The sequence below is a fragment of the Xylella taiwanensis genome, assembly GCF_013177435.1.
Classification (GTDB): Bacteria; Pseudomonadota; Gammaproteobacteria; order Xanthomonadales; family Xanthomonadaceae; genus Xylella; species Xylella taiwanensis.
On record NZ_CP053627.1, the window covers coordinates 774,629 to 800,023 of the forward strand.

A 25,395-nucleotide genomic window follows, 5' to 3' on the forward strand; every position below is an offset into this window, starting at 1 on the left:
CGGGATTGCCTTGCCCATCACATCAGAACAACACGTGTAGTGATTTGAAGAAGTGGGGACTGGCCAATGGGTGTGATATGCCGAGTGCAATCAGTATGCCGTTTGTCGCCAACATGGGGATTTTCGCATGTCAATGACAGCAGACACAGGTGATGTCTAACGTTAAATCGGCAATAATGTGTGCTGCTTGGTTGAGCACGCTGATTCACTAGAACTGGCTTTGCAGTGGGCTGTATGCGGTATCGATGTTGATTTTGAAATCATATTGCCGTTATGCAAGTTGCAGTGCGAAACATTAAATGACGTTCGGGGTTTCGCTGGCCGCAACATCGCATTGCAAACGGATGTTTAACTGAAACGTCTTTCACAGCACGACATGCCCTGCAAGTATCCTTTGATAGAAGGGAGTGCCCGAGAGGACTCATGATAGACATCGCTTCACGACCCAATCCTCATGTGTGGTTCTGTCCGATGTAGTTAGGAATCATGGGGCGGATTCAATGTTTGATCCCATCACATCAAGTGATGAAGAGAATCAAAGGAGGGCGTTGACTTGAGCGGTTGCATTGCCAAGTGAAGCGCCCCACGGCCCATGTGGACTGGCCACTCAAACCAGCGTGAACGTTCTTATATCCATGCCTTGCATGACACTGATTGCTTACAAGGTGTCATCACCTTTTCCCCGCGCCTGTGTCTTCAGTACTGCCAGCCGCATCATATTGACCCATGTGACCACCCCAATCCAGGCGCAACGCCTACAGTGGACAGGCAATTCCGGCGTCTGCGGACGCTTACCATGGACGAATCAAAACGGATCCAAGTCCATCGGTACGATGGTACGCAAGCGGTCACACAAAACAGATGGCAGCATGCGTCGGTATGGTTTCCACATGGGAGGAAGATCAGCCTATCTGTGTCAAACGAGCGACAAGAGTACCGTGTTGTCTGTGGTGGTCACGTTGCAGGTACGTCTTGCGTCATGATGCAAATCAACAGCGGCAGCATCGCCGTTGGCTTGATTGATCAGCGCTGGTTGAGGTCCGTTCTTAGTGGGGTAATGGGTAGCCTGCTTCCGGTGGTAGGGGCGTTACAGTCACGATGGCCGCGCCCATTCTTAACGTGTCGAAGACGGGACGTGCGACGTAGTGTCTGTCTCTTGTGGTAACGCAGTGATCGTCACCAGCATTGATGTCCTGCTTTGGTCTGCATCTGTTGGACAGTTCATCCTTACGGGTGGTGCAACACTGCGTGAGCACTCTCTTGCGGCTGGTTCATGCGTCACAGGTGCTTGATCTGGACTCGATGTGATCGTTGCTGACTGCACTCTATGGTGATTTTCTGCACGAGTGCAGGTTCAGTGTGAAGATGCGCTGCAGAGATGCGCCGATGTGATGTCTGATCGCCTGAGGCGCAGCGAGCCATGCTGCGGCGGTGCTTGGCATATGGCTGATGCCGATTTGTACGGTTTCAGTCCGATATCCGATAAGCGTGGCGGATTGATTTTGGGGCAGATTCCTACGGCGATCATGGCTGCTGTTCTGAGCTGTGTTTGCAGCTTTTTTCAGAGGACAGTGGAGCGCATTTTTCTCTTGCCTCCAGCAGGCAACGGTAAGGTCAGGTGGGGCTTGGGGTCAGCATGGCGGATGTTAACGAAGATGCTGATCACACTTGGTATGTCTAGGTCGCCGTGTGCTAGCTGACTTGACCAGGTGGGGGAGTCTTCTTTTGGAGCGATGTTCCCCCATTTCATGGCAGTCATCTTAAGCTGCTGACGAACACGCGTGCTAGTGATTCAATCCCGCTCTGGTCTTCGATATCGAAGCGAGCCAATGTTGGACTGTCCAGGTCGAGTACACCGATCAGCATGTCGTCTTTGAGGAGTGGAACCACCAGTTCAGAGCGTGAAGCCGAATCGCAAGCGATGTGTCCAGGGAATGTATCCACGTTGTCAATGCGGTGAGTGTGCCGAGTACGTGCGGCAGCACCGCATACACCTTTGTCGAGTGGGATGCGTATACAAGCGGGTTGTCCTTGGAATGGACCAACGACCAATTCGCGGCCGTCGTAAAAATAGAAGCCGACCCAATTCAGCGCAGGCAGGCTATGGAATATGAGTGCTGCAAGATTAGCGGCATTCGCAATCCGGTCGGTCTCACCGTGTATCAGTGCCTTGGCCTGGACCTCGAGTTGGGCGTACTGCTCTGGTTTATTGCCGGTGAGTATGCAAGGAGCCAACATCAGCAAAGCCTTTAGAGTGTGTGATGGGTGTGAGTCGGCGCTTTTGTAAGCGTGTCAAGCTTCATGCTTTAAAAAGCTAATGCACGGTGGAATTAAAATATCGATCCTTATATACATTTAATGATAGGCGTGAAGCGAATAACATGCTTCAGTCGGATAAGTATGATGCAAGGAATGTAGATTTCTTGAAGCTCTCGTGCTTTATAGGATGGAAAACGATCAAGTTAAAGTACGCATCCTATAGTGTGTCATGAGTGGGGTTGCGTTGATGAAACGGATACCTTATCGGTGAATTCACCGGTATCTCAATACATACTTGTTGGGATCATCAAGTATGTTTTTATAAAGGCCAAAGTGGCCTTGGTTTATTTCAGTCAATATACATTGTTCCGTGTTTCATGCGGTGGCTGCTTTGCATATATCTTGGGCTGTTATACATGTTGGAGGTATTATTTTTCTATCTTGATCGAAGGCTCAGTACCGTAGCTTCCTGGTTCTCTCTTCAATCTTCGTTGCTGCCTTAGGTGTCTAAAAAACGTTGCGCCGTGCCATATGATGCGAACGGCATTGATGCTTCACCATCGACATGCGGAATCCATTTTCTTTACTTTGTAAGCTGACATTATTCCTTGCAGCATGATGACTGTTCTTTGTTCTGCTGAGCTGTCCAAACAGCGTTTCACTGGAGACTCACGTAGCGGTTTAACTGGCCGTTTGTACGGCTGCTACCTGGGTCCCATGTCTTGTTTTTACAGCGGTCTCTATCCCTATCCTGTCTTCCACTCAGTCCTCAATGTGCCATGCCCTTAGGTCGAATTGTTGGTGCACCTGAATCAACATCTTTCTTCATCTTGTTGGATGAGATCTGGCACGCATGCTTACTTGCGATGCGTGATTTATTTTTTGATTTTTCATTCGGAATGGATCAGAGCCCCACGTCTCCTGCCTAAAAAAGAAGTATGAGTGAGGAGTGCATTGAGGGTGTTACATGGTTCTGGATCGGTGCCGGTGTTTGTCCAACTCCAAGCATCAGATTCCGTCTAAGTTGAAAGTGGAGGTGAAGTTTTACTACTCGTGGGCTGGCATGCTGTTTGACATTGTCGCTGCCGTTGCAGGATTTGAAAGTTCTAAGATGTTCTTAAAATGTGAAATTTATCACTCTATCGTGTATCGCCTGGGTATACTGCGAAAATGTTAAGACGCTTTATCTCGCCGACGTTGAGCTTATGGTTGGTCTTAGGTCCCTTGGCTCACGCTGGCGCAACCGTAGACGAAATTCAGATCAAGGGTCTGGATAAAGGTGATGACGTCGAGATGAGGAAGAACATTAATGTCTCACTATCACTTTATAGTGTGGTTGGCAAGGAGCAGGGCGAATCCCGGTTGGAATACTTGCTCAGCCAAGCCGAGTTCCAGACCCGCCAAGCGTTGGAGCCGTTTGGCTACTATGCTCCGACCATTCGCATCGACGCGCCGCGCCAGAATGATCACATTACCGTGGTCATTCACGTGGACAAAGGAGAACCAGTCCGAGTGCGCCAGGCGCACGTTGCGATGACAGGCGCAGCCGCCCAGGACCATTATCTGCAGCGTGACTTGGAGGACTTCAAGCCTAAGCTTGGCGAGATATTCAACCATCCAACTTACGAAGCGAGTAAGGTTCGCATCACCCGGCGCTTGGCTGAGCGTGGCTATTTCGATGCCGATTTCACCCGTCGCCGGGTCGAGGTGACCCGTGCGGCGTATGCAGCAGACATCGATTTGCTTTGGGACAGCGGACGCCGTTACGACATGGGGCCGGTCCGTTTCCATTACGACTATTTTCACGAGGGGCTGTTTGACCCACTGGTGTACTGGGACGAAGGCAGCTATTACCACGAGGGCAAGCTTGATCGCCTGCGTGAGTCCCTGACCAAGTTAGACTATTTCAGCAGCATCGATATCCAACCCAAGCCCGAGGAAGCCGACCCTGAAGGGAAGGTGCCGGTTGATGTCAAGCTCGAGCGTGCTAAGAGCAGGCTCTACACCGCTGGCATCAGCTATGGCAGCGAAAGTGGTGCCGGTATGCGTGCTGGTGTGGAGCGGCGTTACATGAATGCACGTGGCCACAAAATGAACGCACGATTGGACTATGCGCAGAATCGCAAGAGCCTGATCACGGCCTATCAAATCCCCGCGTTCACATGGCTGGATGGTTGGTACATGTTTTCCGCACGTGCCTATGATGAGCAAACCAAGTACATCGACCTGCGTAACGTGAGGCTGTCAGCGGCACGCAGTGGTCAGATCAACAAGCATTTGACCGCCACGGCTTCGCTGAACGCGCTGCGTGAACGCTGGCGTTATGGCACTGAGGAGGGCTCCAACACTGTGGAGTACCAGCATTCCACGCTGATCTACCCGCAGTTAGAAGCGAGCTATGTCGATGTTGACGATGCCACCTTCCCCCGCAATGGGAGTGCCGCCACACTGCTCGTGCGTGGTGGTGCCAGTGCCCTGGGTTCAAAAAGTAACTTTACCCAAGTGTATGGCCAACTGCGTTGGTTTCACGGACTGGGGACTAGTAGCCGCATGATTCTGCGTGGTGAGGCAGGTGCCACCTGGGCCAGCGATTTGGTGGCGATGCCGCCGAGCTTGCGTTTCTTCGCTGGAGGTGTGAACAGTATTCGTGGCTACGCTTTCCGCGAGGTTGGTCCGCGCACTCCCAAGCCGGATACATTCGCACTCGGCGCCAAGCATGTGTTCACTGCTAGCGCTGAGTATGAGCACTATTACAAGGGTGGTCCGTTTGGCGGCGCCGTGTTCGTGGATAGCGGCAGCGCTTTCAATCGCCGGGCGGATTGGCATACCGGCGTTGGTATTGGCTTGCGTTACCGCTCCCCGGTGGGGCCGGTACGTGTGGATATTGCGCGTGGCCTGAATAACCCAGATTCCAAGATTCAACTGTATATCGATATTGGAGCAAATCTGTGAATGCTCCTCAGTCTATGGCTACCCTGCGTCGACCTCGCTTTGGGGGCAGCATGGGGCTGATTGTATCTGGCTTGTTCCTCGCATTGTTCGCGGTGCTTTACTGGTTATTGCAGACAGCGTCTGGGCGGGACATGTTGCTGACTCAGGTCGTTGCCCGTCTACCGGCTGCAGCTGCATTTACCTGGGACAGCGCTGAAGGGACTGTGGCTGGGCCGCTGACCTTACATAATGTCGACTTCCGCTACCAAGACATTCATTTCCGTGCAGTGCGCTTGCGTTTGGACCCGGACATCTGGCCGCTGCTCATACTTCGGTTGCGTCTTGATGTTCTGGAGATGAGCAATGCCACCCTCAACCTGGGTAAAAGCGAGGAACCCTTCAAGTTACCGAGTTGGCCGGACGTATTGCCGCCGATAAAAGTGCCATTAGCCTTGCAGGTCGATACCATCGCGGTTGATAACCTGCGCATTGCCAAGTTACAGCAGCCACTCATTCATCTGCACCGCATACGGGGGGCTGTCAAAGTCACTCATGGCGAGTTGCAGATGCAACACTTTGCCGTGGACAGTGATCGCGGCAATATCCGTGTCGACGGTTACTACCGCCCGCGTCAGGCTTACTCCACCGACTTGACGGGTACCGCGGTGTTGCCGGCGTTGCGTGGTCGCACCCCAGCCAGTCTGGGATTGGTGATCCGTGGTGATCTGGATCGGATGCAGGTCGCACTTGCCGGACGTGCCCCGGCCCCCTTGCGTGCAGACTTGGTCATTAACGGCCGCAGCGATCCTCGCTGGACTTTCAGTGCTGTCAGTGAGCACTTGGAGCCTGGGTTGTTGTTCCCTGGTGACTTGACCACGGCTGCGTCAGCTGCATCGTTGGCGTTCGACGTGCAAGTGCAGGGACGCGGCGGTCACGCTGACCTCAAGGGACAGTTCAAACAGGGAGAGCGCACGATCGTGCTGCAGCCTTCACGCGTGCAACTGGCCAGTCAAATGTTGATGGTCGAACCGCTGGTGATTGATGCATTTGGAGGGCGTACCGATGTACGTGGCAGTGTTGACCTGCGTGATCCTGGTAATACTCGCTTCCGTTTCTCAGCCAACGCGCGTGGATTAAGCTTCAAACCTTCTCCAGAACCTGGGAAGACTAAGACGCAAGCCGTCCCCGTCGTTCTCGAAGATGCGCAACTGAGTGTGACTGGTACGCCCCGTGCCTGGGCTGCGGTTGGCCGTGCACGGCTGACGCGCGAGAGCCAGCAGGCCCGTTTGATGTTCGATGTCCGCGGGGATGCTGAACATGCCACCTTCAAACAAGTGCAGGCCGCTACTCCAGGCGGTGTGCTTGATTTCGCTGGGAGTGTGGCTTGGGCGCCTGCGTTGCGCTGGGACCTGAAGGCAGAATTGGCACAGTTCGATCCGGGCTATTTCATGCCCGGTTGGAATGGTCGTGTCTCTGGTCAATTGACTTCTCAAGGCCGGCAACGACCGGCGCCAGCTGGTGGTGTATCGCCTGGCGTCGAGGCCATCGTGGCCGTGCCGGGACTGCATGGACAGCTGCGGCAGCGGCCGCTTAAAGCCAGTGGTCGCTTCGTGCTGAAAGGCAATCAGGGTGAAGGAGCACTCCAACTAGGCATCGGCGATAGCCACGTGAGTGCTAAAGGCAAGCTCGGGCCGCATGTGGATCTGGCAGTGCAGTTGCAGTCGTTGCACTTGAACGACCTGTTGCCTGGGGAGGAGGGTAGCCTGAAGGGTAGCCTGCTGTTGAGAGGGCCGGCGCAGACCCCGGATTTGGTTGTCGATCTGAGTGGCAGCGACCTACGCTGGAATGACTATCGTGCCAAGCAGTTGGCACTGCATGGACATTTGCCGTGGCGTGGCAGCGGCGGCAAGCTCACTCTGCAGGCACAGGCACTTGAGATCGGTACTGGATTTGACAGTGTTCGGATCCAGGCCGGTGGTGCGGTCGAGCATCTGAATCTTCAGGCCGAGGTGCGCAACGCAATGGCTCTGTTTGCCCTGCATGGTGGCGTCCGTCGCGACGGTGTACGTTGGCAGGGGGATCTTTCACAATTGCGCATTGAACCAGTCAAGGGCGCCGTGTGGGCGCTGCGTGCACCAGCACAGTTTGCAGTGAACGGCCCTGCTTTCAGCCTGTCCGACACGTGTTTAGATGCACAAGGCGGCGGCGCGCTGTGTGTGCATGCTGACTGGCCGCACGAAGGGCTGGTACTCAAGGGCCGGGCACTTCCGCTGACCCTGGTTCATCCGTGGCTGCCTAGGAAAAATGGCCGCTTGATCAACCTGCGTGGTGAACTCACTGTGGATGGTCACTTGCGACCGCATGGTGATGCCTGGGAAGGCAGCTTCCGCGCTTCCTCCCTGGAAGGCGGTATTCGCCTAGGCGAGCCGCGCTACGCTGACGTGCTTGGTGTCCAGGATCGTGGTGAATTGCTGCGTTACGACCAGTTTAGCGTCCAGGTCGATCTAACCTCGCAGACGATCGTCGGTAAACTCGGCATCGGTTTTCAGGGTAACGGCTTCGTCGATGCCAAGTTCAACACCGGCTGGGATCCCTACGCGCCCCTGACTGGGGATCTGTATATGAATATGTCGCGCTTGTATTGGCTGGAAATGTTTGTCGCTGACATTGTTAATCCACGTGGCCTGGTTGAAGGCCATATCAGTTTGCGTGGTACGCGTAGCGGGCCGCTGCTCGGCGGTGAAGCCACCCTGCGGGATTTTACGGCTGAATATCCGTCAATGGGACTGACCTTAAGCCAGGGCCAGGGGCGCTTCACCGCGCAGCCTGACGGATCGGCGCGGATTCTGGCCTCTGTCAAATCCGGGGATGGCACCCTGAATGTCAATGGCGGTCTATCCTGGTTCGGAGAGAGCACGCCATTGCAGCTCGATATCCGTGGCCAAAACGTGCTTGCCTATAACACGAGTGAGCTGCGTGTCATCGCTAACCCGGATTTGCGATTTGGCCTCATCAATAACACCATGCAACTGCGCGGTCAGGTTGAAGTGCCCCAGGCTGACATTGATTTGGAGCGTTTGGAGCGTGGCACCTCGGTGTCTGAAGATGTCGTCGTACTCGATCCGGTGGATCCGGAGCAAACCCCAGTTTCACCGCTGGATATGGATTTACGCATCGTGCTTGGCGACAAAGTCAACATGAGCGGTTTTGGTTTGAAGGGAGGGCTTGCCGGACAGATGCAGATCCGCGCGCGCCCTGGCCGTGAGATGACCGCCAATGGTGGCCTGGATGTGCGTGGCCGCTACAAAGCCTACGGTCAGGACTTGACTATTACGCGTGGTCAACTGGTCTGGAACAACAATATTATTTCTGATCCACGAGTGAATATCCGTGCCGAGCGCCGTGTAGGCGATGTCACTGCGGGGATCAATGTCAGTGGCCGCGCCCAATCACCACGTGCCCAAGTCTGGTCGGATCCGGCGATGTCGCAGTCCGAGGCGTTATCCTATCTAGTCCTTGGACGTAAGCTGTCCACGGCCAGCAGCGATGAGAGCCAGCAGGTGGCATCCGCGGCGGCGGCACTTTCGGCAGGCGGCGGTTTGATTGCCTCCCAGCTTGGCGCCAAATTGGGTTTGGATGACGCCGGTATCAGCCAATCCAGCACGCTGGGCGGCTCTGTTCTGGGTTTCGGAAAATATCTCTCGCCTAAACTCTATGTAGGCTACGGTGTTTCAATGGTCGGCAGTGGTTCAGTGCTGACCCTCAAGTACTTGTTGAGCCGCGGCTTTGATCTGGAAGTGGAATCGAGCACGGTAGAGACCAAGGGGTCGGTCAATTGGCGTAAGGAAAAATAGCTGTCATATCTCGCGTGTGTGGGGTTGCTTCACCGTGCAGCGCGTTGCTCATCCATTGTTGATGCAGCCTTCTGGTGAAGGCCAAACATGTCAGCGGACCCGGTGAGGCTTGCAGCACATAGCCTTTCCGATAAACGGTGGCTGATCGATCACAGAGACAGATGTGCAGACGGTGAGTGTTATAGAGATAGTGTCGAGGTGGAGGACATGTCGGCAGAGCGTCACTGCTGGCTTGACATCGTGCCGTTGCTTAATACATCCATTGTTGCCGGATCACGCCACATCCACCTTTGGGCTTCACTCTAGGGGTTGGCGTTCAAACGGGCGGATGCTTACAGGGACAGGTGACACACCATCTGGTGTGCAAGGTGTTTCAGAAAAGGGCCAGGGCCAATAAGCGTCTGCCTGATGTGATCAACGGATTGCCGCAGCCGATCACCATACGGCTGCGGCTGCCCGTGATGCTGCGTGCGCGTCAATGAGCGATGCCATCGTGTTGTGTGTCTTTGGCGGCGCTGCAGCGGCAGGGTGCGATCTCCATCGGCCCAGGGTGTTGCGGCGTTGATTCGCAAGGAACCTCACATTGCTGCGGGTGGCCCCGTCATACATGTGCCCATGCGCTGTGTTGGTTCCGCGTTTCCAACAGATCCAAGCCGCTTGCCTGAATCAGCACACGCAGCAATTCAGGTATCAGCGTAAGTAGGCAGCTGTGGGGCCGTCAGTGATACGTTGCAACACGCGGGAGCGCAACTACTGGTTGCTCATGTCCATATCCTGCGGTGCAACCTGGATTGCTCTGTAAGTGTTGCCAACATGCATTCAAATCCGGCATCCGGTACCACGCGGCTGAGTAGACTCCGCGAGGCTTGGGATTGGGATATTTATTGTTTGTCCTGTCTACGAATGGAACGCGACATCAGGCAGACTGTACGAGCGACCGTTTCATGGCAGTGCTGTTGCCCTGTTGCATGCGTTATCACGGTGCAACGTGGTGTTCCCTATGATTGAGGGCTTCGGTTTGGCACCTTGATGGTGCTCGCCTGCCCATGTTTTCTACCGAATAGGAATGGCCTCATGTCCGAATCTCTCCTCATGCAGACACCAGGCCAACGTTTCCGCGCCGCTTTGGTTGCTGAGAGACCCTTGCAGGCGATCGGTGCGACGAACGCCCATCACGCACGATTGGCCCAGCGTGCCGGTTACCGTGCCCTGTACCTGTCTGGAGGCGGAGTGGCTGCCGGTTCACTGGGGATGCCGGATTTGGGCATGAATACTTTGGAGGACGTCCTGATCGACGTACGCCGCATCACCGATGTCTGCGATCTCCCCCTACTGGTGGATATCGATACTGGTTTTGGCCCCAGTGCACTCAATATCGAGCGGACGATCAGGTCGCTGATCAAGGCGGGTGCGGCCGCTTGTCACATTGAGGATCAGGTGGGTGCCAAACGCTGTGGTCATCGTCCCGGCAAGGACATCGTGTCCTTGAGTGAAATGGCAGACCGAGTGCAGGCGGCCGCCGCTGCCCGTACCGATGCGGCCTTCTTTTTGATCGCACGCACCGATGCCATTCAGGTCGAAGGTGTGGAGGCAGCGATTGAGCGCGCGCTGGCTTATGTGGAGGCGGGTGCCGACGGTATTTTTGCCGAGGCCGTGTCCGATGTGGAGACGTACCGGCATTTTGTCGACAAGGTAGGCGTGCCGGTGCTCGCCAACATGACCGAATTCGGTCAAACCCCACTGTTGACCCGTGAACAATTGGATTCGGTTGGCGTGGCGATCCAACTCTTTCCGTTATCGGCATTCCGTGCCGCCAACAAAGCCGCTGAAGCCGTGTATGTGGCCATCCGCCGCGATGGCCATCAACAGGCCGTGTTAGAGCAGATGCAAACCCGCGAAGAGCTGTACGAGCGGATTGGCTACCATGCGTTCGAGCAGCGCTTGGATGCGCTGTCCGCACATAAGCGCCCATGATGGTTGCGGCGTTCCCATTCCGCATGTCAGGAGCTTCTCCAGGCATATCCCAGGTGACGGTGGTGCTGGAAGTACGCCGGAAACATGTTCAATCTGTTGCGCGAGCAAAACTGGATCGTGCGGGGCGGGACAGCAGCACCTCCAGGATGACGGGCTGCAACACCTGTTGGCCCGTGTTGCTAGTGCTGTGGCCAGCACGACAGCCATGCGGCACCTGGGAGATCTTGGTATGAATGGCACCGTCACCGGGATCAAGCTGAAAAAATCCGTCGCCCTGTCCGCTACTGTCGTCGGCAACACCGCCCTGCATACCGCGTTGCTCCTGGAGGCCGAGCACACGTATGTGTGCCTGCCCTGTGATTGCCGGAACAGGAAGCGATCCGTATTCCTGTATCGCGGGGGCAGTGGTGCGTGACGTGGATCCAAGCATGGCGCTGCTCATGCGCTTGCTTTCAAGGTGCAGACCCGCGACAGCACCCCGCGATATCAAGGTGCGTATGGAGTGCAAAGCAGTGATGATCGGCTGTGGCCATGCGGTCTACATCGTGTCCGATCCGCGTCACCAGGTCATCAAGCAGGTGGTACGACAGCGCTCCGAGGAGCAAGGTTGCATGAAGATGGATGCGCTTACTGAGCGTCTGGGGACGGTGATGGGAGATCTTAACAAGATGTTCCCTAACCTGGATGGATTCAGTGCGGCCAGCGATCACCCGATGGACCTACCGACCACGAGGTTCACACCGTTGTTCGTGATCGCATCCACGGCCGGCTGGAGTGCACCCAACATCGCACAGTGCATCAATGACAAGATGATCCCCCCAGCCGCGCATGACACGGGTTCGGAGGCGCGCGCTGTTGTGCCTCTGGATCAAAGGACTTAAGCATGTCGGTCCCGCGCTTGATGGGAGCCAATAGAGCCAGTGGTTCGCCGTGGATGCTGTCAGGGGTATTGCATCCGTATCGCCATCGTGCATACCGCGCCATGCGCATCAACATTGCCCTCCCATGAACAGCCAGTATCGTAAACGCCTGCCGGGCACTGAGTTCGATTACTACGATGCCCGTGCCGCCATTGATGCGATATACCCTGGGGCTTACGCCGCGTTGCCGTACACCGCGCGCGCGTATGCCGAAAATGTGGTGCGGTGCGCCGCTCCGGATCGGTTGCAGGAGTATCTCGGCCAGCTGGTTGGTCGGCGGCGCGATACCGATGTTCCGTGGTTTCCAGCACGTGTGGTGTGCCATGACATCCTTGGTCAGACGGCGCTGGTCGATTTGGCCGGATTGCGTGACGCGATTGCGGCGCAGGGAGGGGAGCCAGCCCAAGTCAACCCCGTGGTGCCGGTACAGTTGATCGTGGACCACTCGTTGGCTGTGGAGTGCAGTGGTCGCGATCCGGAAGCGTTCGCCAAAAACCGTGCGATTGAAGCGCGCCGCAATGCGGATCGGTTTCATTTTATCGAGTGGACGCGGCACGCATTTGACAATGTGACCGTGATTCCGCCGGGTAACGGCATCATGCACCAAATCAATTTGGAGGCGTTGTCGCCCGTGGTGGCTGTCCAGGACGGTGTAGCGTTCCCAGATACCTGTATTGGCACGGATAGCCATACCCCGCATGTGAATGCGCTGGGGGTGGTTGCGATCGGTGTGGGTGGGTTGGAGGCGGAGAGCGTGATGCTGGGTCGTGCCGTGTGGATGCGCTGTCCGGATAGTGTGGGGGTGGCACTGCACGGCCAACCACGTCCCGGGATCACGGCGACCGATATGGTGCTGGCGCTGACGGCGTTTCTACGCCAAGCGCGTGTGGTGGGTGCTTATCTGGAATTCTGTGGCGAAGGCGCCCGTGCGCTCACGGTGGGCGACCGCGCCACGATGGCCAACATGGCCCCGGAATATGGGGCGACGGCAGCGATGTTCTGTATTGATGCGCAGACCTTGGACTATTTGCGCCTGACCGGACGCGACAAAGCGCAGGTGGACCTGGTCGAAACCTACGCCAAGCATGCCGGACTGTGGGCCGACGCCCTTGAAAATGCGCAGTACGCGCGTCTGTTGCACTTTGATCTCTCCAGCGTTGGGCGCACCATGGCCGGCCCATCCAGCCCGCACCACCGATTGCCGACATGTGCTTTGACTGAGCGCGGCATTGCAGGCGACTTGGCCCAGGCGCGGGCCGATGAAGCGGCCGGGCGTTTGCCGGATGGAGCGGTGATCATTGCGGCGATTACCTCGTGCACCAATACCTCCAACCCGCGTAACCTCATCGCGGCTGGTGTGTTGGCGCGTAACGCCCATGCCCGCGGATTGCGGTGCAAGCCCTGGGTCAAGACCTCATTGGCGCCGGGTTCCAAAGCGGTGCCGTTGTATCTGGAGGCGGCTGGGCTACTGCCGGCACTGGAGCAGCTTGGCTTCGGTATCGTCGGTTTTGCCTGCACCACCTGTAATGGCATGAGCGGGGCACTGGATCCACTGATCCAGCAAGACATCATTGACCGTGATCTATACACGGTGGCGGTGTTGTCGGGTAACCGTAACTTCGATGGACGCATTCATCCTTACGCCAAACACGCGTTTCTGGCTTCACCGCCCCTGGTGATTGCGTATGCGATCGCCGGCACGATCCGTGTGGATATCGAGCGGGACACGCTCGGCCATGATGCTGATGGCCGCCCGGTGATGCTCAAAGATCTTTGGCCCAGTGATACGGAGATTGATGCGCTGGTGCGCAGCAGTGTGCATCCTGAGCAATTCCGTCGGGTATACGCGCCGATGTTGCAAGCGTCTACGGCGCGGCGTGAGGGTGTGTCGCCGTTGTACGCATGGCGTCCGCAGAGTACTTACATCCGCCGTCCGCCTTACTGGGAGGGGGCATTGGCGGGTGCGCGTACCCTGCGGGGGCTGCGCCCGTTAGCGGTGTTGGGCGATCACATCACCACCGATCATCTGTCCCCTTCTAATGCGATCCTGCCTGATAGCGCGGCGGGCGAATATCTGACGAGCATGGGTGTGCCTGAGGAGGACTTCAATAGCTATGCGACACACCGCGGCGACCACTTGACCGCGCAGCGGGCCACCTTGGCAAATCCGATGCTGTTAAACGAGATGGTGCGTGGTGCCGATGGCACCGTGTGTCAAGGTGCGCTGACGCGGCTTGAGCCGGATGGCACCGTGATGCGTATGTGGGAAGCCATCGACATCTACATGCAGCGTAGACAGCCGTTGATCATCTTTGCGGGCGCTGATTATGGGCAGGGTTCCTCGCGTGACTGGGCGGCCAAGGGCGTGCGCCTGGCGGGGGTCGAGGTGATCGTGGCTGAAGGATTCGAGCGGATCCACCGCAGCAATTTAATCGGCATGGGCGTGTTACCGCTGACGTTTCACCCCGGTGCGACCCGTATCACGTTGGGTATTGACGGCACTGAGGTGTTCGAGGTGCGCGGCGTGCCGAGTGTCGGTGCGGTGTTGACGCTGCGCATCCAGCGGCGCGATGGCCGTGTTGCAGAGGTGCCGGTCACGTGTCGGCTCGATACGGCTGAGGAGGTATCGATCTATGCGGCCGGTGGCGTGTTGCAGCGTTTTGCGCAGGATAGGCTGGCGACTACGTCCGACACGTCGCAACGCGCTTGATCCGCGCGCTGTCCTGATCCAGTGCACGGCGTAGGAGATCCTCATGTCATATGAAATCCTCATAATTGATCAGGGTGTCGCTTGTTTCGCCTGCGGCAGGTGTTGCATGTGGCGGCTGTGGAGGTGGTCATGCCGTATGCGATTCCCCTTGATCAGTGCGTCCATGAGTCCGACGGGTACTGAGGGCTGGATCCGCGCGCCGCGCCGGGCGGCTGCGTCTTGCTTGTTCTGGTGGCCATGCCGGTGTGGCTACCTTTGTTAGGGAGGAGTCCTTACTCTTGCATCTTGTCGATGTGAATATGTCTGACAGAGGCTGACGGAGTGGCGCTGTCTTTTCCCTTTTCCCGTACCGTGTTTGAGTCTTGTCATGTCATCTCTTCCCCAATGTCGTATCCCTGCCACTTATCTGCGTGGTGGCACCAGCAAGGGCGTGTTCTTTCGCTTGGAGGATTTGCCTGCGGCGTGCCGCGTGCCGGGCCCGGCGCGCGATGCGTTGCTGCTGCGGGTGATCGGCAGTCCAGATCCCTATGGCAAGCAGATTGATGGCATGGGAGGGGGCATCTCAAGTACCAGTAAAGCGGTGATCATCGCGCCGAGTACGCATCCTAACCACGATGTGGACTATCTGTTTGGCCAGGTGGCGATTGACTGTGCCTATGTCGATTGGACGGGCAATTGCGGCAATTTGTCCGCGGCGGTGGGGCCATTCGCGATTGCTGCTGGTGTTGTCGATGCGGCGCGGGTGCCACGCCACGGGACCTGCAGTGTGCGGATCTGGCAGGCCAATATCGGTAAGACCATCGTTGCGCATGTGCCGATCGTCGATGGGCACGTGCAGGAGGACGGTGATTTCATGATGGATGGCGTTGCTTTCCCGGGGGCTGAAGTGCACCTAGAGTTTCTCGATCCTGCCGATGCGGGGGAACATGAGGTGATGTTTCCAACCGGGCACGTGGTCGATACATTGGAGGTGCCAGGGCTGGGGCAGATCGAGGTCACCTTGATCAATGCGGGTATTCCGATCCTCTGTGTGGATGCGCATGTTTTGGGCTACACCGGCACGGAGCCGCAGGAGGCGATCAACGGTGATCCAGAAGCGTTGGCACGTCTGGAGGTTTTACGTGCCTACGGCGCGTTGCGTATGGGATTGATCGGGCATGTGGAAGACATTGCCCAGCGGCAGCACACCCCTAAACTTGCTTTTGTTGCCCCGCCGGCGGACTACGTCGCGTCGAGTGGCCGACGGGTGTATGCCACAGAGATTGATGTGCTGGTCCGGGCGATGTCGATGGGCAAATTGCATCACGCAATGATGGGCACTGCCGCCGTGGCGATGGGGACGGCGGCGGCCATCCCCGGCACTGTCGTCAATCGTGCGGCGGGCGGCGGTATGCGCCGTGTGGTGTGTTTCGGCCATCCGTCCGGTACGTTGCAGGTGGGCGCTGAGGTACACCAGGTGGACGGGCAATGGTGTGTGACCAACGTGCTGATGAGCCGTAGTGCGCGGGTGCTGATGGAAGGTTGGGTGCGGGTGCCGGCAGAGAGTGTGCAGAACGTCGCTTGAGTGCTGAGATGCGGTAGCGCGCGTTGCTGCCCCGTTGCCGGTTGTACTGAATGCAGAGATGCATGGTGTATTGCGGGGCCATCCTTGGTGTTGTTGGCGTGTTGGCGTGTTGGCGTGTTGGCGTGTTGGCGTGTTGGCGTGTTGGCGTGATTCCTGACTGCGCGCTATTTTTTGCCTTGGGCGGTCAATGGTCTGTCGATAGCAGCGTGGTGTCACGGCATCTTCGCGGGTAACGGCCAACTGCGTACCGTCTGTGTCGCGTTGTTCCGTATGCGGTACCCGTGCCCGATATGCGGTGCATCAGGTCGGTGCGCTGTCAGCGTGCCTGCGGCTGGCAGTGATCGCGTCGGTTGGTGTCGATGATGGTTGGAGCATTGATTGAGCTGTTGCATCGGTAGAGTCAGGCGCTAGATGACGTGGGTGGGCGCGCCCGCGTCTGTGCTTGCAGCCATTGCAGGGGAGCTGAGCGTTGCCATGCGGATGTTTGGCACGGCCCGATCACTACGCTCAATGTGTGCAGCGTGTTGTGAGGTGAGCGTGGGCAGCGGTGCAGCGGTGCAGCGGTTGTGTCATGGCCGTGATGGATTGCTGGTGCTTGCCATAATCACTCCACTGTTTTTGGTTAGTATGGCTGACGCTGTTTGCGATGCGATCTCTTTGGGGTGTCTGCTCATCTGGCGTGCCTGTCGTCGTTGCTGCTCTGGGTGGGAGGCGCGTGTAGATCAGTGGCTGTGCACATCCGGACCGCGAAGCGAAAAGACCGGATAGCAGCACGATGTTTTTAAATGCCTATGGGGGCGATGGAGTTGTTTCAATGACGCAGGCTTATCGTGTATTCCAGCGCATGACGCTTTGCCAGTGCAGTGCGGCAATGTCGGTGCACGACCGCTGTGATATCGATCATGCGGTGTGATCCGGGGTCCGCTGGATACTCTCAGGTAGTATCAGTATCAGTATCAGTATCAGTATCAGTGCAGAAAGGACGTGTGCTGTTAATCGGCTGTGTCTGGTGATCTGGTGGAGTGGGTGGTATGGCTTGCTGCAGCGTCAGTTGCACTTGCAGGCGAATCCACGGTGACATCTTCCCGACCGCCGCTGTGGAATATACAGCTGGATCCAATACAGGCCAGGATCGGGCCAAACAGTGTCAGCCGAGAGAAAGCGCTGCTGCTAGGTGAAACGAAGATGTAAACCAGGATGAAAAAATAAGGATTCCAAATACCATTACTATGTTGATCTCTAAATGGATGATTAGATTTCTGCGGAAGTGATTTCAGCGATATTTTGATGTTTTGCCCGTTCAGTGCGGCAGCGTCCAGGTATTTTTATTAATAGGTCCAGCTGATATAAGCCGCAAGAGGGGCGTTGGTTTGGTAGCTATGTCATGGTTAGTGGCTCAAGGTGTCCGGCTTGTTGAAGTGAGTGGCATCACTTGTTTCCGAGTGAGTTTTACTCAGAGGTGAATGAGTCTTATCTTTTAAAATAATATACAAGTCCGTAAACAAGACCGCACATGATAATAATAATAATAGTTCGGATGACATATTCAAGTAAGTTATCCCTATGGCTGGTTAAATCGGAGTACGTTAAAAATAAAGAAACAATTGCATTGATTAATTTTTCGAATAGCATAAATATTTTCCGAAAGCATTTGGATGATTACAGAAGCCATTAAAATAGAGCTTTTCCTGTTTAGTGTGGCAGTGTCCACATATTTTTATGCATATGTTTATGCTTAATATAAGCGAAAAAAGCAGGGGCGCCTGTGGGGTAGTCATGTGATGATTTCAAGGTGTCCCATCTGGGGATCGGGTGGGGTGGGTTGTATGATTCGTTTCCGAGTGAATCGCACTTGGAGGTGAATGTATGGCGGAGCGATCCCGCTTGCCGAAGTGAAATATCAGGCCGCAAATGATCAGGACAATAATAAAATGAACCATCTGATGACTTAAGCGCTTATCTCCTAGTGCGTATGAGATTGCATTTAACGTAATTTCAAATAAATAAAACAATGCTTCAATTACTTTTGAGAATGTCATGGAGTATGTTGTTCAAAAGAATGTGGATGCGTGCGCAAGCCATTTTAATGGGGCTTTGTCCGTCCAATCAGGTAGCGGCTCGCTTATATCAGCCATAAAAGGAAGGGTGCTTGTTGGGTGGCTATGTCGTGGTCTATGGTTTCAAGGTGTCTGAGTCGGTCAAGGGAGTGGGTTGTATTATCTCCTCCGAGTGCAATGCACTCGGAGGAGAATGTATAACGCACCGGCTCCGATTCCAAAATTGACACGGACGGGCTTGTTTATATCCCTGCGGAAGCCATTTCAATCGGGCTGCGCCAGTTCACCGCGGCCGTGTCGATACATGATTTATAGCGTTGGTTCTGTGATATTTCCAGCATGGTATTCTTAATATCCTTAAAGAAGGTATTTAAAACTCTCCAAGTAATTTCAGGTTTATTATAAGGGAATAGTAGCCCATATATTGCCTGTACGACGACGTATGGTTTTGAACATTTCAAAATTTCTCCCGTCACCGTGGCTAAAATATCGCCGACCGCGGCGTTCATCTCCCAATTGCTGACGATCCATGGGTGCCAGATAGAGGTGGCCACTTGACGCAATTTGTACTGATCTTGCGGAGAGGGCTCATTCGACATGGCACGCGGCTTGATGAAAGAACGCGGTGCGGGAGCAGCGCGCTCTCTGGCTTGCGATATCACTTTGGAGGGAGGTAAGAACCGTTTTGCCCAGATTTGTATCGCAGGATGGATCTGTGACCCTTGGACACCAAAATGGACTATTTGGCGTCCGTCATAATAGGCCGCAGACACTCTGCCTGTTTGCCCAGGGTAATATACAAAGGCGGCGGCCTGTTTATCCGGTTGTCCGGTTTTCCAGCCATCTAAAAATATACCGCCATCTTTGAGCTGAGCCGGGTTGGCGACCATTTCAAAGTTGTTTTTGAATGTTTGGTAATGCTCCCCGAGAATTTGCCTTAAATCATTTTCAATACCTGCTTCAAGAATGATTTCTTCAAAGAGTGTCGGGTGTGCAGGTTTGGCGGGGCCGGCCCATGCCTGGGTCATCATTAAACACAGTAAAAGCGCGTAAATACCTTTTAAACCAATGTGGATATGCCTCATTAAAATGTTTCCCTCCGGGTGAATTAAATAGTGCTTGCTGATCAATGGTTGCATATAAGAGACAAGCACTAGGGTAGGAGCCTAACCTAAGTTAGCTGCTCTTGCGACCCGCGCCCAAGTGGCGGTTGTGCTCAAGGTCGTGGCGATAGAGGGCGGCGTGGATGGGTTGGTTGTGCAGGAAGTGTTGGCTGTCCGGGAGTGGCCAGCGTGATACGGAGGGGGGAGGATGCCAGGGGGGCTGGTGAGTGAAGATCGCTTGATCGGTATCCGGCATATGTGAGCGATGTCACGGTGTCAGGCCGGCTGGATGGGCCGTCGGTGCGTGTGGTGCGGGCGGTGTGTCCACTGCGGCTGCTGTTGCGCTCGTCATGCATCGTGGGGTGTGCCGATTCAGCCTTGGGCATGAGGTATGTGCAGGTATGAGCGGTGCGTATGGTGCGGGCGGTTTTTTTGCCGGCGTTGTTCTAGGAGTAGGGGTATCGGGGGTTGGTGGATGCTGGGGTGTGGTGAGGTGCTGCAATCACAGCTTGCAGTGTGGTGTCCAGAGTGTCGCGGTGGTGCTGTCTCATCCCGTGAGCGTGGCGGACGCTGGATGGGAGGTGTGTTGGCATCACGCGCTGCGATTGTGTCTGCGTCGCTGTTGTATCCGCTGGGTGGTCTGCTCCGTCAGGTGTTGCTGTGATGGACGGAGGCAGGCGCATGACGATGGTCTTGATTCGCGTGACCTGCTTGCCGCTTGGGTCAGTCTCAGTGTGGCGCTGTACGGTGTGCTTTCGGTTGCCTGGAGGGCTGCCGGTGCTGTAGGCAACTCAGGGCATGTGCATTGAGCGCGATGCATCAGGCGGTCCATATAAACGCGGTGGTGTGGCGGATGGGTACGGGAGCCTGTTGATGGGTTGAGCAGGCATGATGTGCTGGATTGAACGTGTCATGTCTGTTAGTGGGTGCTGATCTGCCAATCTCGGGTTCTACGACACAGATACGTGATCGGTATCGCTATACTCCAGGCGATTATCTGTGGAGTGTCTGGTATGAGAGACCGTGCTGCAATGCTGCTGCGTCCGTTGAGCCGTGTCTGGATCCCGCGAGCCGTGTTGTTGTTGATGGCTCTCTTGTCATTCGGCTGTAACCGCAATCACAGCGGCCAGTTGCCTGAGAGCAGCGGCGAGCCGGTTGTTGTGGCCAAAGAGCCGGTCAAGGGGTTTACCCTGGTGCGTGCCTATCCGGATCAGCGTGACGGTGAATTGGCGCTGGTCTTGGAATTTTCGCAGCCGTTGGCAGGGACTCAGGAATTCGACACTCTGGTGCGTTTCGAGCAGAGTACCGGCCATCACGATGGTGGTTGGTCACTGTCCGATGACGCCAAGACACTCCGTTATCCTTATGTTGAGGCAGACAAGCACTATACCGTGCTGATCTCTGCTGACTTACTTGCTGCGGCCGGCAGCCGTTTGGGCAAGGATCGGAAGGAGACGGTCTATACCGGCGAGCTGGAGCCGGTGGTTGGTTTTGCTTCTCAGGGAAGTATTTTGCCGGCGCGGGCGAGCCGCGGTGTGCCAGTTGTCTCGATCAATGTTCCCGAGGTGGATGTTGAGTTTCTGCGTGTGCGCGAAAAGGCGCTGCCGGCGTTTCTGGCCCAATACCGGCGTGGCGGGCAGCGCAGCAGTTGGGAGCTGAGTAGTCAAGGCGATGCCAGGAAGCGGTTATCGGAGCTGGCCGATCCTGTCTACGTGACCCGTTTCATACTCGATGGCAAGAAGAACGAACGCACTCTGACCTATCTGCCCATCCAGAACATCAAGGAGCTGCGGGAGCCGGGGTTGTATTTCGCGGTGATGAAGCGTACCGGCAGCTTCAACGATGCGTTTGCAACGGCCTTCTTCAGTGTCAGCAATATTGGTCTGCATACGCGTGCTTACAAAGATAAGCTGTTTGTGCATACCGCCTCGTTGCGGAGCGGCAATCCGTATAAGCAGGTCGAACTCCTCATCCTTGACGCCAAAGGTGAGACCGTGCTGAAGGGGGCCACCGACGATAATGGCAACGCGTTGCTCAATTACACCTTGGATGCTGGCCATGTGCTGGTATCACGCAATGGGAGCGACGTATCGATTTTGCCATTTAACCAGCCGGCGCTGGACCTGAGTGAGTTTGCGGTGGCCGGGCGTGAGAACCCCTGGTTTGATGTCTTTGCTTGGTCCGGGCGCGATGTATACCGTCCGGGGGAGACGTTGCGTATATCGGCGTTGTTACGTGACAGCGATGGCAAGCCAGTGAAGCTGCAGCCCGTTTTCCTGCGGTTGAAGCAACCAGACGGTAAAACCTTCCGGGAAACCAAGTTGCAGCCCGCCGAGCAGGGTTATCTGGAGTTCTCACAGACGATCCCGTCCGATGTCCCGACCGGGCGTTGGCGGGTTGAGTTCCGTACCGATCCGGGCAGCAAGGAGGCGGTACAGGGGTTAGCTGTGCGGGTCGAGGAATTCCTGCCCGAGCGGATGAAGCTGGAACTGTCTAGTGCGCCGCGGGTACTGCGAGCGCAGCAACCATTCACGCTGCAGGCTGATGCGGCGTACTTGTACGGCGCGCCGGCGGCAGGCAATCGTTTCACTGCAAACCTTGCCGTGGCGGTCGAACAACATCCGTTGGATAGCATGCCCGGCTGGTTTTTCGGCGATGCCACGCTGGAGCTGCCGCGCGGGGCTAAGGAGGCCATCGACATGACGCTAGGCGCTGATGGCCATTTGGTCCGGGACCTGGTGCTCCCTGAAGAGGCCAAGCCGGTCAGCCCGATGGCCGTGGTCGTCTCAGGGAGTGTCTACGAGAGCGGTGGGCGCACCGTCACCCGGAGTATCAAACGTGTCCTGTGGCCGGCTGACGCATTGGTGGGGGTGCGTCCGCTCTTTGATGCCACGGCGGGCGCTGATGCCAACGGCATGGCGCGCTTTGAGCTGACTCGGGTTGATGTTGACGGTAAGCCTCAATCCGCCAAGGGGCTGAAGGCGACGTTGGTCCGTGAGTTGCGTGACTACCATTGGCGTTACGGCGACGGTCGTTGGGATTATGACTTTACGCGGCGTTTCGAGAACAAGGACACACGGGTTGTCGACATTCCGGCGGGGAGCACCACCAAGTTAGCGTTGCAGGTGGAATGGGGAGATTACCGGTTGGAGGTATTCGACCCGGCGACCGGTTTGACGATGCGCTATCCATTCCGCGCCGGCTGGAGCTGGGGAGATGACAACCGCGGTGTGGATGCGCGTCCGGACAAGATCAAGCTGGCCCTGGATAAAACCAGTTACCGTGCCGGCGATACGCTCAAGGTCACGGTGACTCCGCCGCACTCTGGTAAGGGGCTGTTGCTGGTGGAGAGCGACAAGCCTTTGTACGTGCAGGCGATCGACGCCAACCCGGGCAGCACTTTCGAGATTCCGGTGACCGCCGACTGGGAGCGTCATGATGTCTACGTCACCGCATTGGTATTCCGTGGCGGCAGCCCTTCGAGCAATATCACTCCGGCACGTGCGGTTGGCGTGGCCTATGTGCCGATGGAGCGCAAGGAGCGGCGTGTGGCGGTTGGTCTTGTGGTGCCTAAGCAGATGCGCCCGGCACAGCCGTTGCCGGTGACTGTCAGCGTCCCGGAGCTGGCTGGGCAACAGGCGCATGTGACGATTTCTGCGGTGGACGCCGGCATCCTCAACATGACCGGCTTCCCGGTGCCGGATGCGGCGGCGCATTTCTTTGCGCAGCGCCGTTTGGGTGTGGACGCGTATGACATTTACGGACGGGTGATTGAGAGCTTCGAGGGCAGCACCGGCAGGCTTAAGTTCGGTGGCGACATGGCACTGCCCCCATTGTTGCAGGCCAAACGTCCGACAGCGCGGTCACAGACCGTGGACTTGTTTTCCGGTGCGGTCAAGTTGGATGCCAAAGGGAATGCGCATGTCCAATTGCCAGTGCCTGACTTCAACGGTGCCTTGCGTGTGTCGGCGTTGGTCTATGGCGACACCCGCTACGGTCACCGCGATGCTGAGACAGTGGTGCGTGCGCCCATTCTGGCCGAAGCCAGCATGCCGCGGGTGATGGCGCCGGGTGATCGCAGTACGGTGACATTAGATGTGCAGAACTTCACGGGTAAGCAGGGCGTATTTGCGGTCAAGGTCGAGGGGATCGGTCCGTTGGAGATGGGTAAAGCGGGCCGCAGTGTCACGCTTGGCATGGATGGCAAGACCACGCTTAATTTTCCGCTGCGTGCATTGGAGGGGCATGGTGTGGCGCAGGTACGGGTGCGGGTGGATGGGAATGGTTTCAAGGCTGAACACCGCTATGACCTGCCGGTGCGTGCGGCTTGGCCACAGGGATTGCGCATGCAGACGCGCGTGCTGAACGTTCTAGCGCCGATCGATTTCGATCCGGCGTTGGCCAAGGGGCTGATGTCTGATTCAGTCAATGCGCGCTTGTCGGTCAGTGCAGTGGCACCGATCCCGTTTGCCAGTGTGTTGCAGGGGGCGTTTGAGTACCCATATGGCTGTGCCGAACAGACGGCCAGTAAGGGCTATGCTGCACTGTGGTTGGACGATGCCACCATCAAGTCGCTAGGTATTCAGGGGGTGACTTCGGTGCAGCGCCGCGAACGCTTGGAAGGCGCTTTGGGGCGGTTGGCGTCGATGCAGACCACGAACGGCCATTTCTCGATGTGGGGGAGTAACGGCGATGTCAATCCGGTCCTGACTCCTTACATTGCCGGTTTTTTACTGGATGCCAAGGAGGCTGGTTTTGCGGTGTCCGAGGCAGTACTCCAGAAGGCATTGAACCGGCTGAGTGAGGATCTGCTGTCTGGGAGCAACATGTTCTACGGCGATGACCAGAGCGAGGCACGGAAGTTTGCTTACCAAGCGTGGTCGGGTTATGTGCTGGCACGAGTCAACCGCGCTCCGTTGGGGACGTTGCGTACGCTGTATGACAATGAGCGTGGCAAGGCAGGCAGCGGTCTGGCGTTGGTGCATTTGGGTGTTGCACTGAGTCTGCAGGGGGACCGCAAGCGTGGCGAAGCGGCCATTCAAGCGGGCTTTGCCAAATCTGGGGCCGAGTCGCCGCAGATGTTTGATGATTACGGCAGTGCGATTCGGGACAACGCGCTGATGCTTGCATTGGTGCATGCCCATGGCTTGGCGAAGCCGGCTTATGACGCCCGCGTGATGGTGTTGGGGCGCGATGTGGAGGTGCGCCGGCGTAGCGGTTGGTTGTGGTTGAGCACGCAGGAGCAGGTGGCGCTGGCGCAACTGGGCAGGGCGCTGTTGGTGGATCAGAAAAAGCAAGTGTCCGGGACATTGCATGTGGGCAAGCAGCGCGAGGCGATTGCTCCAACCACGCTGGTTGGGCGCAGTTTCGATGCAGCTGCTTTGGCGCGTGGCGTGCGTTTCGTACCTCAGGGGGACATGCCCCTGTACGCCAGTTTTGAGGTTGCGGGTATCCCGCGTCAGGCGCCTGCATCAGATGATAGTCAACTGTCAGTGGTGCGTCGTTGGTACACCGTCGCTGGCAAGCCGTGGACACCAGGCCCGCTGAAGGAAGGGGAGGCGTTGATCGTGCGTGTGAGTATCACTTCGAAGCAAGATATGCCGGATGCATTGCTGACCGATCTGTTACCGGCGGGTCTGGAGATCGAGAATTTCAATCTTGGCGATACCAAGCATTGGGCTGATGTGATGGTGGATGGCATTGCGCTCAGTGAGCGTACTGCTGCTGCGGATATCAAGCACGAGGAGTTCCGCGAGGATCGTTATGTTGCGGTGTTGCAGTTGACGCGCGGTAATACGGCCCATCTCTTCTATTTGGTTCGGGCGGTGACTCCGGGGTCTTACAACGTGCCGCCCTCTTTGGTGGAGGATATGTACCGACCGGCGTTGCGTGGTATCGGGCGGGTCGCTCCTGCAACGATCACGGTGTCACAGCCTTAGTAGCAGGTTGGGAGCGCGGTGTGGATAGGTCAGCCGCGCGCTGGAAGCTATGTTGCAGCGCTGTTGGCTTGGCGTGTGTTTGGT

Annotated in this window: 15 protein-coding genes; 10 read left to right on the forward strand and 5 right to left on the reverse strand. The window is 56.6% G+C overall.

The window, feature by feature from the left end:
* Positions 1 to 1,561: 1,561 nt before the first annotated feature.
* Positions 1,562 to 1,759, reverse strand: a complete 198-nt coding sequence (locus PLS229_RS03275; RefSeq protein ID WP_038270591.1) for a hypothetical protein — start codon at positions 1,757 to 1,759, stop codon at positions 1,562 to 1,564.
* Positions 1,756 to 2,238, reverse strand: a complete 483-nt coding sequence (locus PLS229_RS03280) for a GAF domain-containing protein (protein ID WP_038270592.1) — start codon at positions 2,236 to 2,238, stop codon at positions 1,756 to 1,758. The genes PLS229_RS03275 and PLS229_RS03280 overlap by 4 nt, the downstream gene beginning before the upstream one ends.
* Before the next feature lie 1,230 nt (positions 2,239 to 3,468).
* On the opposite strand from PLS229_RS03280, the gene PLS229_RS03285 reads away from it, so the two are divergent.
* The 3 genes from PLS229_RS03285 to prpB all read left to right on the forward strand — a co-directional run bounded on the left by PLS229_RS03285 (position 3,469) and on the right by prpB (position 11,018).
* On the forward strand, positions 3,469 to 5,211 hold the full coding sequence (locus tag PLS229_RS03285) for an autotransporter assembly complex protein TamA (RefSeq protein WP_038270701.1): 1,743 nt from the start codon (positions 3,469 to 3,471) through the stop codon (positions 5,209 to 5,211).
* A 14-nt stretch (positions 5,212 to 5,225) separates the two neighbouring features.
* Positions 5,226 to 9,044 (forward strand): translocation/assembly module TamB domain-containing protein, encoded by a 3,819-nt coding sequence (locus tag PLS229_RS03290; RefSeq protein ID WP_051482269.1) that lies wholly within the window; start codon positions 5,226 to 5,228, stop codon positions 9,042 to 9,044.
* A gap of 1,074 nt (positions 9,045 to 10,118) precedes the next feature.
* Entirely contained in the window at positions 10,119 to 11,018 is a 900-nt protein-coding gene (gene prpB / locus PLS229_RS03295) for a methylisocitrate lyase (RefSeq protein ID WP_038270595.1), read from the forward strand.
* Positions 11,019 to 11,106: 88 nt separating this feature from the next.
* Here the strand turns inward: prpB and PLS229_RS03300 are convergent, their stop codons facing one another.
* A complete protein-coding gene (locus PLS229_RS03300; RefSeq protein WP_051482270.1) occupies positions 11,107 to 11,448 on the reverse strand; it encodes a hypothetical protein in 342 nt (113 codons plus the stop codon).
* Between PLS229_RS03300 and PLS229_RS03305 the strand changes: the two genes are divergently transcribed.
* The 5 genes from PLS229_RS03305 to PLS229_RS12425 all read left to right on the forward strand — a co-directional run bounded on the left by PLS229_RS03305 (position 11,360) and on the right by PLS229_RS12425 (position 16,594).
* Positions 11,360 to 11,899 carry a citrate/2-methylcitrate synthase gene (locus PLS229_RS03305; RefSeq protein ID WP_081755406.1) on the forward strand — a complete coding sequence of 180 codons (540 nt, stop codon included), beginning with the start codon at positions 11,360 to 11,362 and terminating at the stop codon, positions 11,897 to 11,899. The two genes, PLS229_RS03300 and PLS229_RS03305, sit on opposite strands and share 89 nt — an antisense overlap.
* Positions 11,900 to 11,901: 2 nt before the next feature.
* Positions 11,902 to 12,027 carry a hypothetical protein gene (locus PLS229_RS12420; RefSeq protein ID WP_267903173.1) on the forward strand — a complete coding sequence of 42 codons (126 nt, stop codon included), beginning with the start codon at positions 11,902 to 11,904 and terminating at the stop codon, positions 12,025 to 12,027.
* Complete coding sequence (gene acnD / locus PLS229_RS03310; RefSeq protein WP_038270597.1) at positions 12,024 to 14,648, forward strand: Fe/S-dependent 2-methylisocitrate dehydratase AcnD; 2,625 nt, start codon at positions 12,024 to 12,026, stop codon at positions 14,646 to 14,648. Before PLS229_RS12420 ends, acnD begins: the two co-directional genes overlap by 4 nt.
* Positions 14,649 to 15,015: 367 nt before the next feature.
* The gene (gene prpF, locus PLS229_RS03315; RefSeq protein ID WP_038270598.1) at positions 15,016 to 16,212 is read left to right on the forward strand and encodes a 2-methylaconitate cis-trans isomerase PrpF; all 1,197 of its coding nucleotides are present in this window, start codon (positions 15,016 to 15,018) and stop codon (positions 16,210 to 16,212) included.
* A gap of 253 nt (positions 16,213 to 16,465) precedes the next feature.
* The gene (locus PLS229_RS12425) at positions 16,466 to 16,594 is read left to right on the forward strand and encodes a hypothetical protein (RefSeq protein ID WP_267903174.1); all 129 of its coding nucleotides are present in this window, start codon (positions 16,466 to 16,468) and stop codon (positions 16,592 to 16,594) included.
* A 1,917-nt stretch (positions 16,595 to 18,511) separates the two neighbouring features.
* On the opposite strand, the gene PLS229_RS12140 is transcribed toward PLS229_RS12425, so the two are convergent.
* Positions 18,512 to 19,408: a hypothetical protein gene (locus PLS229_RS12140; protein ID WP_230430822.1), complete on the reverse strand. Its 897-nt coding sequence runs from the start codon at positions 19,406 to 19,408 to the stop codon at positions 18,512 to 18,514.
* A gap of 37 nt (positions 19,409 to 19,445) precedes the next feature.
* Positions 19,446 to 19,628 carry a hypothetical protein gene (locus PLS229_RS03325; protein WP_152536584.1) on the reverse strand — a complete coding sequence of 61 codons (183 nt, stop codon included), beginning with the start codon at positions 19,626 to 19,628 and terminating at the stop codon, positions 19,446 to 19,448.
* Between the two features lie 219 nt (positions 19,629 to 19,847).
* On the opposite strand from PLS229_RS03325, the gene PLS229_RS03330 reads away from it, so the two are divergent.
* The gene (locus PLS229_RS03330; RefSeq protein ID WP_038270600.1) at positions 19,848 to 20,036 is read left to right on the forward strand and encodes a hypothetical protein; all 189 of its coding nucleotides are present in this window, start codon (positions 19,848 to 19,850) and stop codon (positions 20,034 to 20,036) included.
* Between the two features lie 349 nt (positions 20,037 to 20,385).
* Positions 20,386 to 25,311, forward strand: coding sequence for an alpha-2-macroglobulin family protein (locus PLS229_RS03335; RefSeq protein WP_038270601.1), 4,926 nt, complete (start codon positions 20,386 to 20,388; stop codon positions 25,309 to 25,311).
* Positions 25,312 to 25,395: the final 84 nt, after the last annotated feature.

What these genes read in the sequence shown, in the direction of transcription:
- PLS229_RS12140 (WP_230430822.1), bottom strand. Translation starts at nt 19,408, where the DNA reads ATGCAACCATTGATCAGCAAGCACTATTTAATTCACCCGGAGGGAAAC.
- PLS229_RS03330 (WP_038270600.1), top strand. Translation starts at nt 19,848, where the DNA reads ATGCTGGGGTGTGGTGAGGTGCTGCAATCACAGCTTGCAGTGTGGTGT.
- PLS229_RS03325 (WP_152536584.1), bottom strand. Translation starts at nt 19,628, where the DNA reads ATGCCGGATACCGATCAAGCGATCTTCACTCACCAGCCCCCCTGGCAT.
- prpB (WP_038270595.1), top strand. Translation starts at nt 10,119, where the DNA reads ATGTCCGAATCTCTCCTCATGCAGACACCAGGCCAACGTTTCCGCGCC.
- PLS229_RS03275 (WP_038270591.1), bottom strand. Translation starts at nt 1,759, where the DNA reads ATGACTGCCATGAAATGGGGGAACATCGCTCCAAAAGAAGACTCCCCC.
- PLS229_RS12420 (WP_267903173.1), top strand. Translation starts at nt 11,902, where the DNA reads ATGTCGGTCCCGCGCTTGATGGGAGCCAATAGAGCCAGTGGTTCGCCG.
- PLS229_RS03300 (WP_051482270.1), bottom strand. Translation starts at nt 11,448, where the DNA reads ATGCTTGGATCCACGTCACGCACCACTGCCCCCGCGATACAGGAATAC.
- acnD (WP_038270597.1), top strand. Translation starts at nt 12,024, where the DNA reads ATGAACAGCCAGTATCGTAAACGCCTGCCGGGCACTGAGTTCGATTAC.
- PLS229_RS03305 (WP_081755406.1), top strand. Translation starts at nt 11,360, where the DNA reads ATGTGTGCCTGCCCTGTGATTGCCGGAACAGGAAGCGATCCGTATTCC.
- PLS229_RS03280 (WP_038270592.1), bottom strand. Translation starts at nt 2,238, where the DNA reads ATGTTGGCTCCTTGCATACTCACCGGCAATAAACCAGAGCAGTACGCC.
- prpF (WP_038270598.1), top strand. Translation starts at nt 15,016, where the DNA reads ATGTCATCTCTTCCCCAATGTCGTATCCCTGCCACTTATCTGCGTGGT.
- PLS229_RS03290 (WP_051482269.1), top strand. Translation starts at nt 5,226, where the DNA reads ATGGCTACCCTGCGTCGACCTCGCTTTGGGGGCAGCATGGGGCTGATT.
- PLS229_RS03335 (WP_038270601.1), top strand. Translation starts at nt 20,386, where the DNA reads ATGAGAGACCGTGCTGCAATGCTGCTGCGTCCGTTGAGCCGTGTCTGG.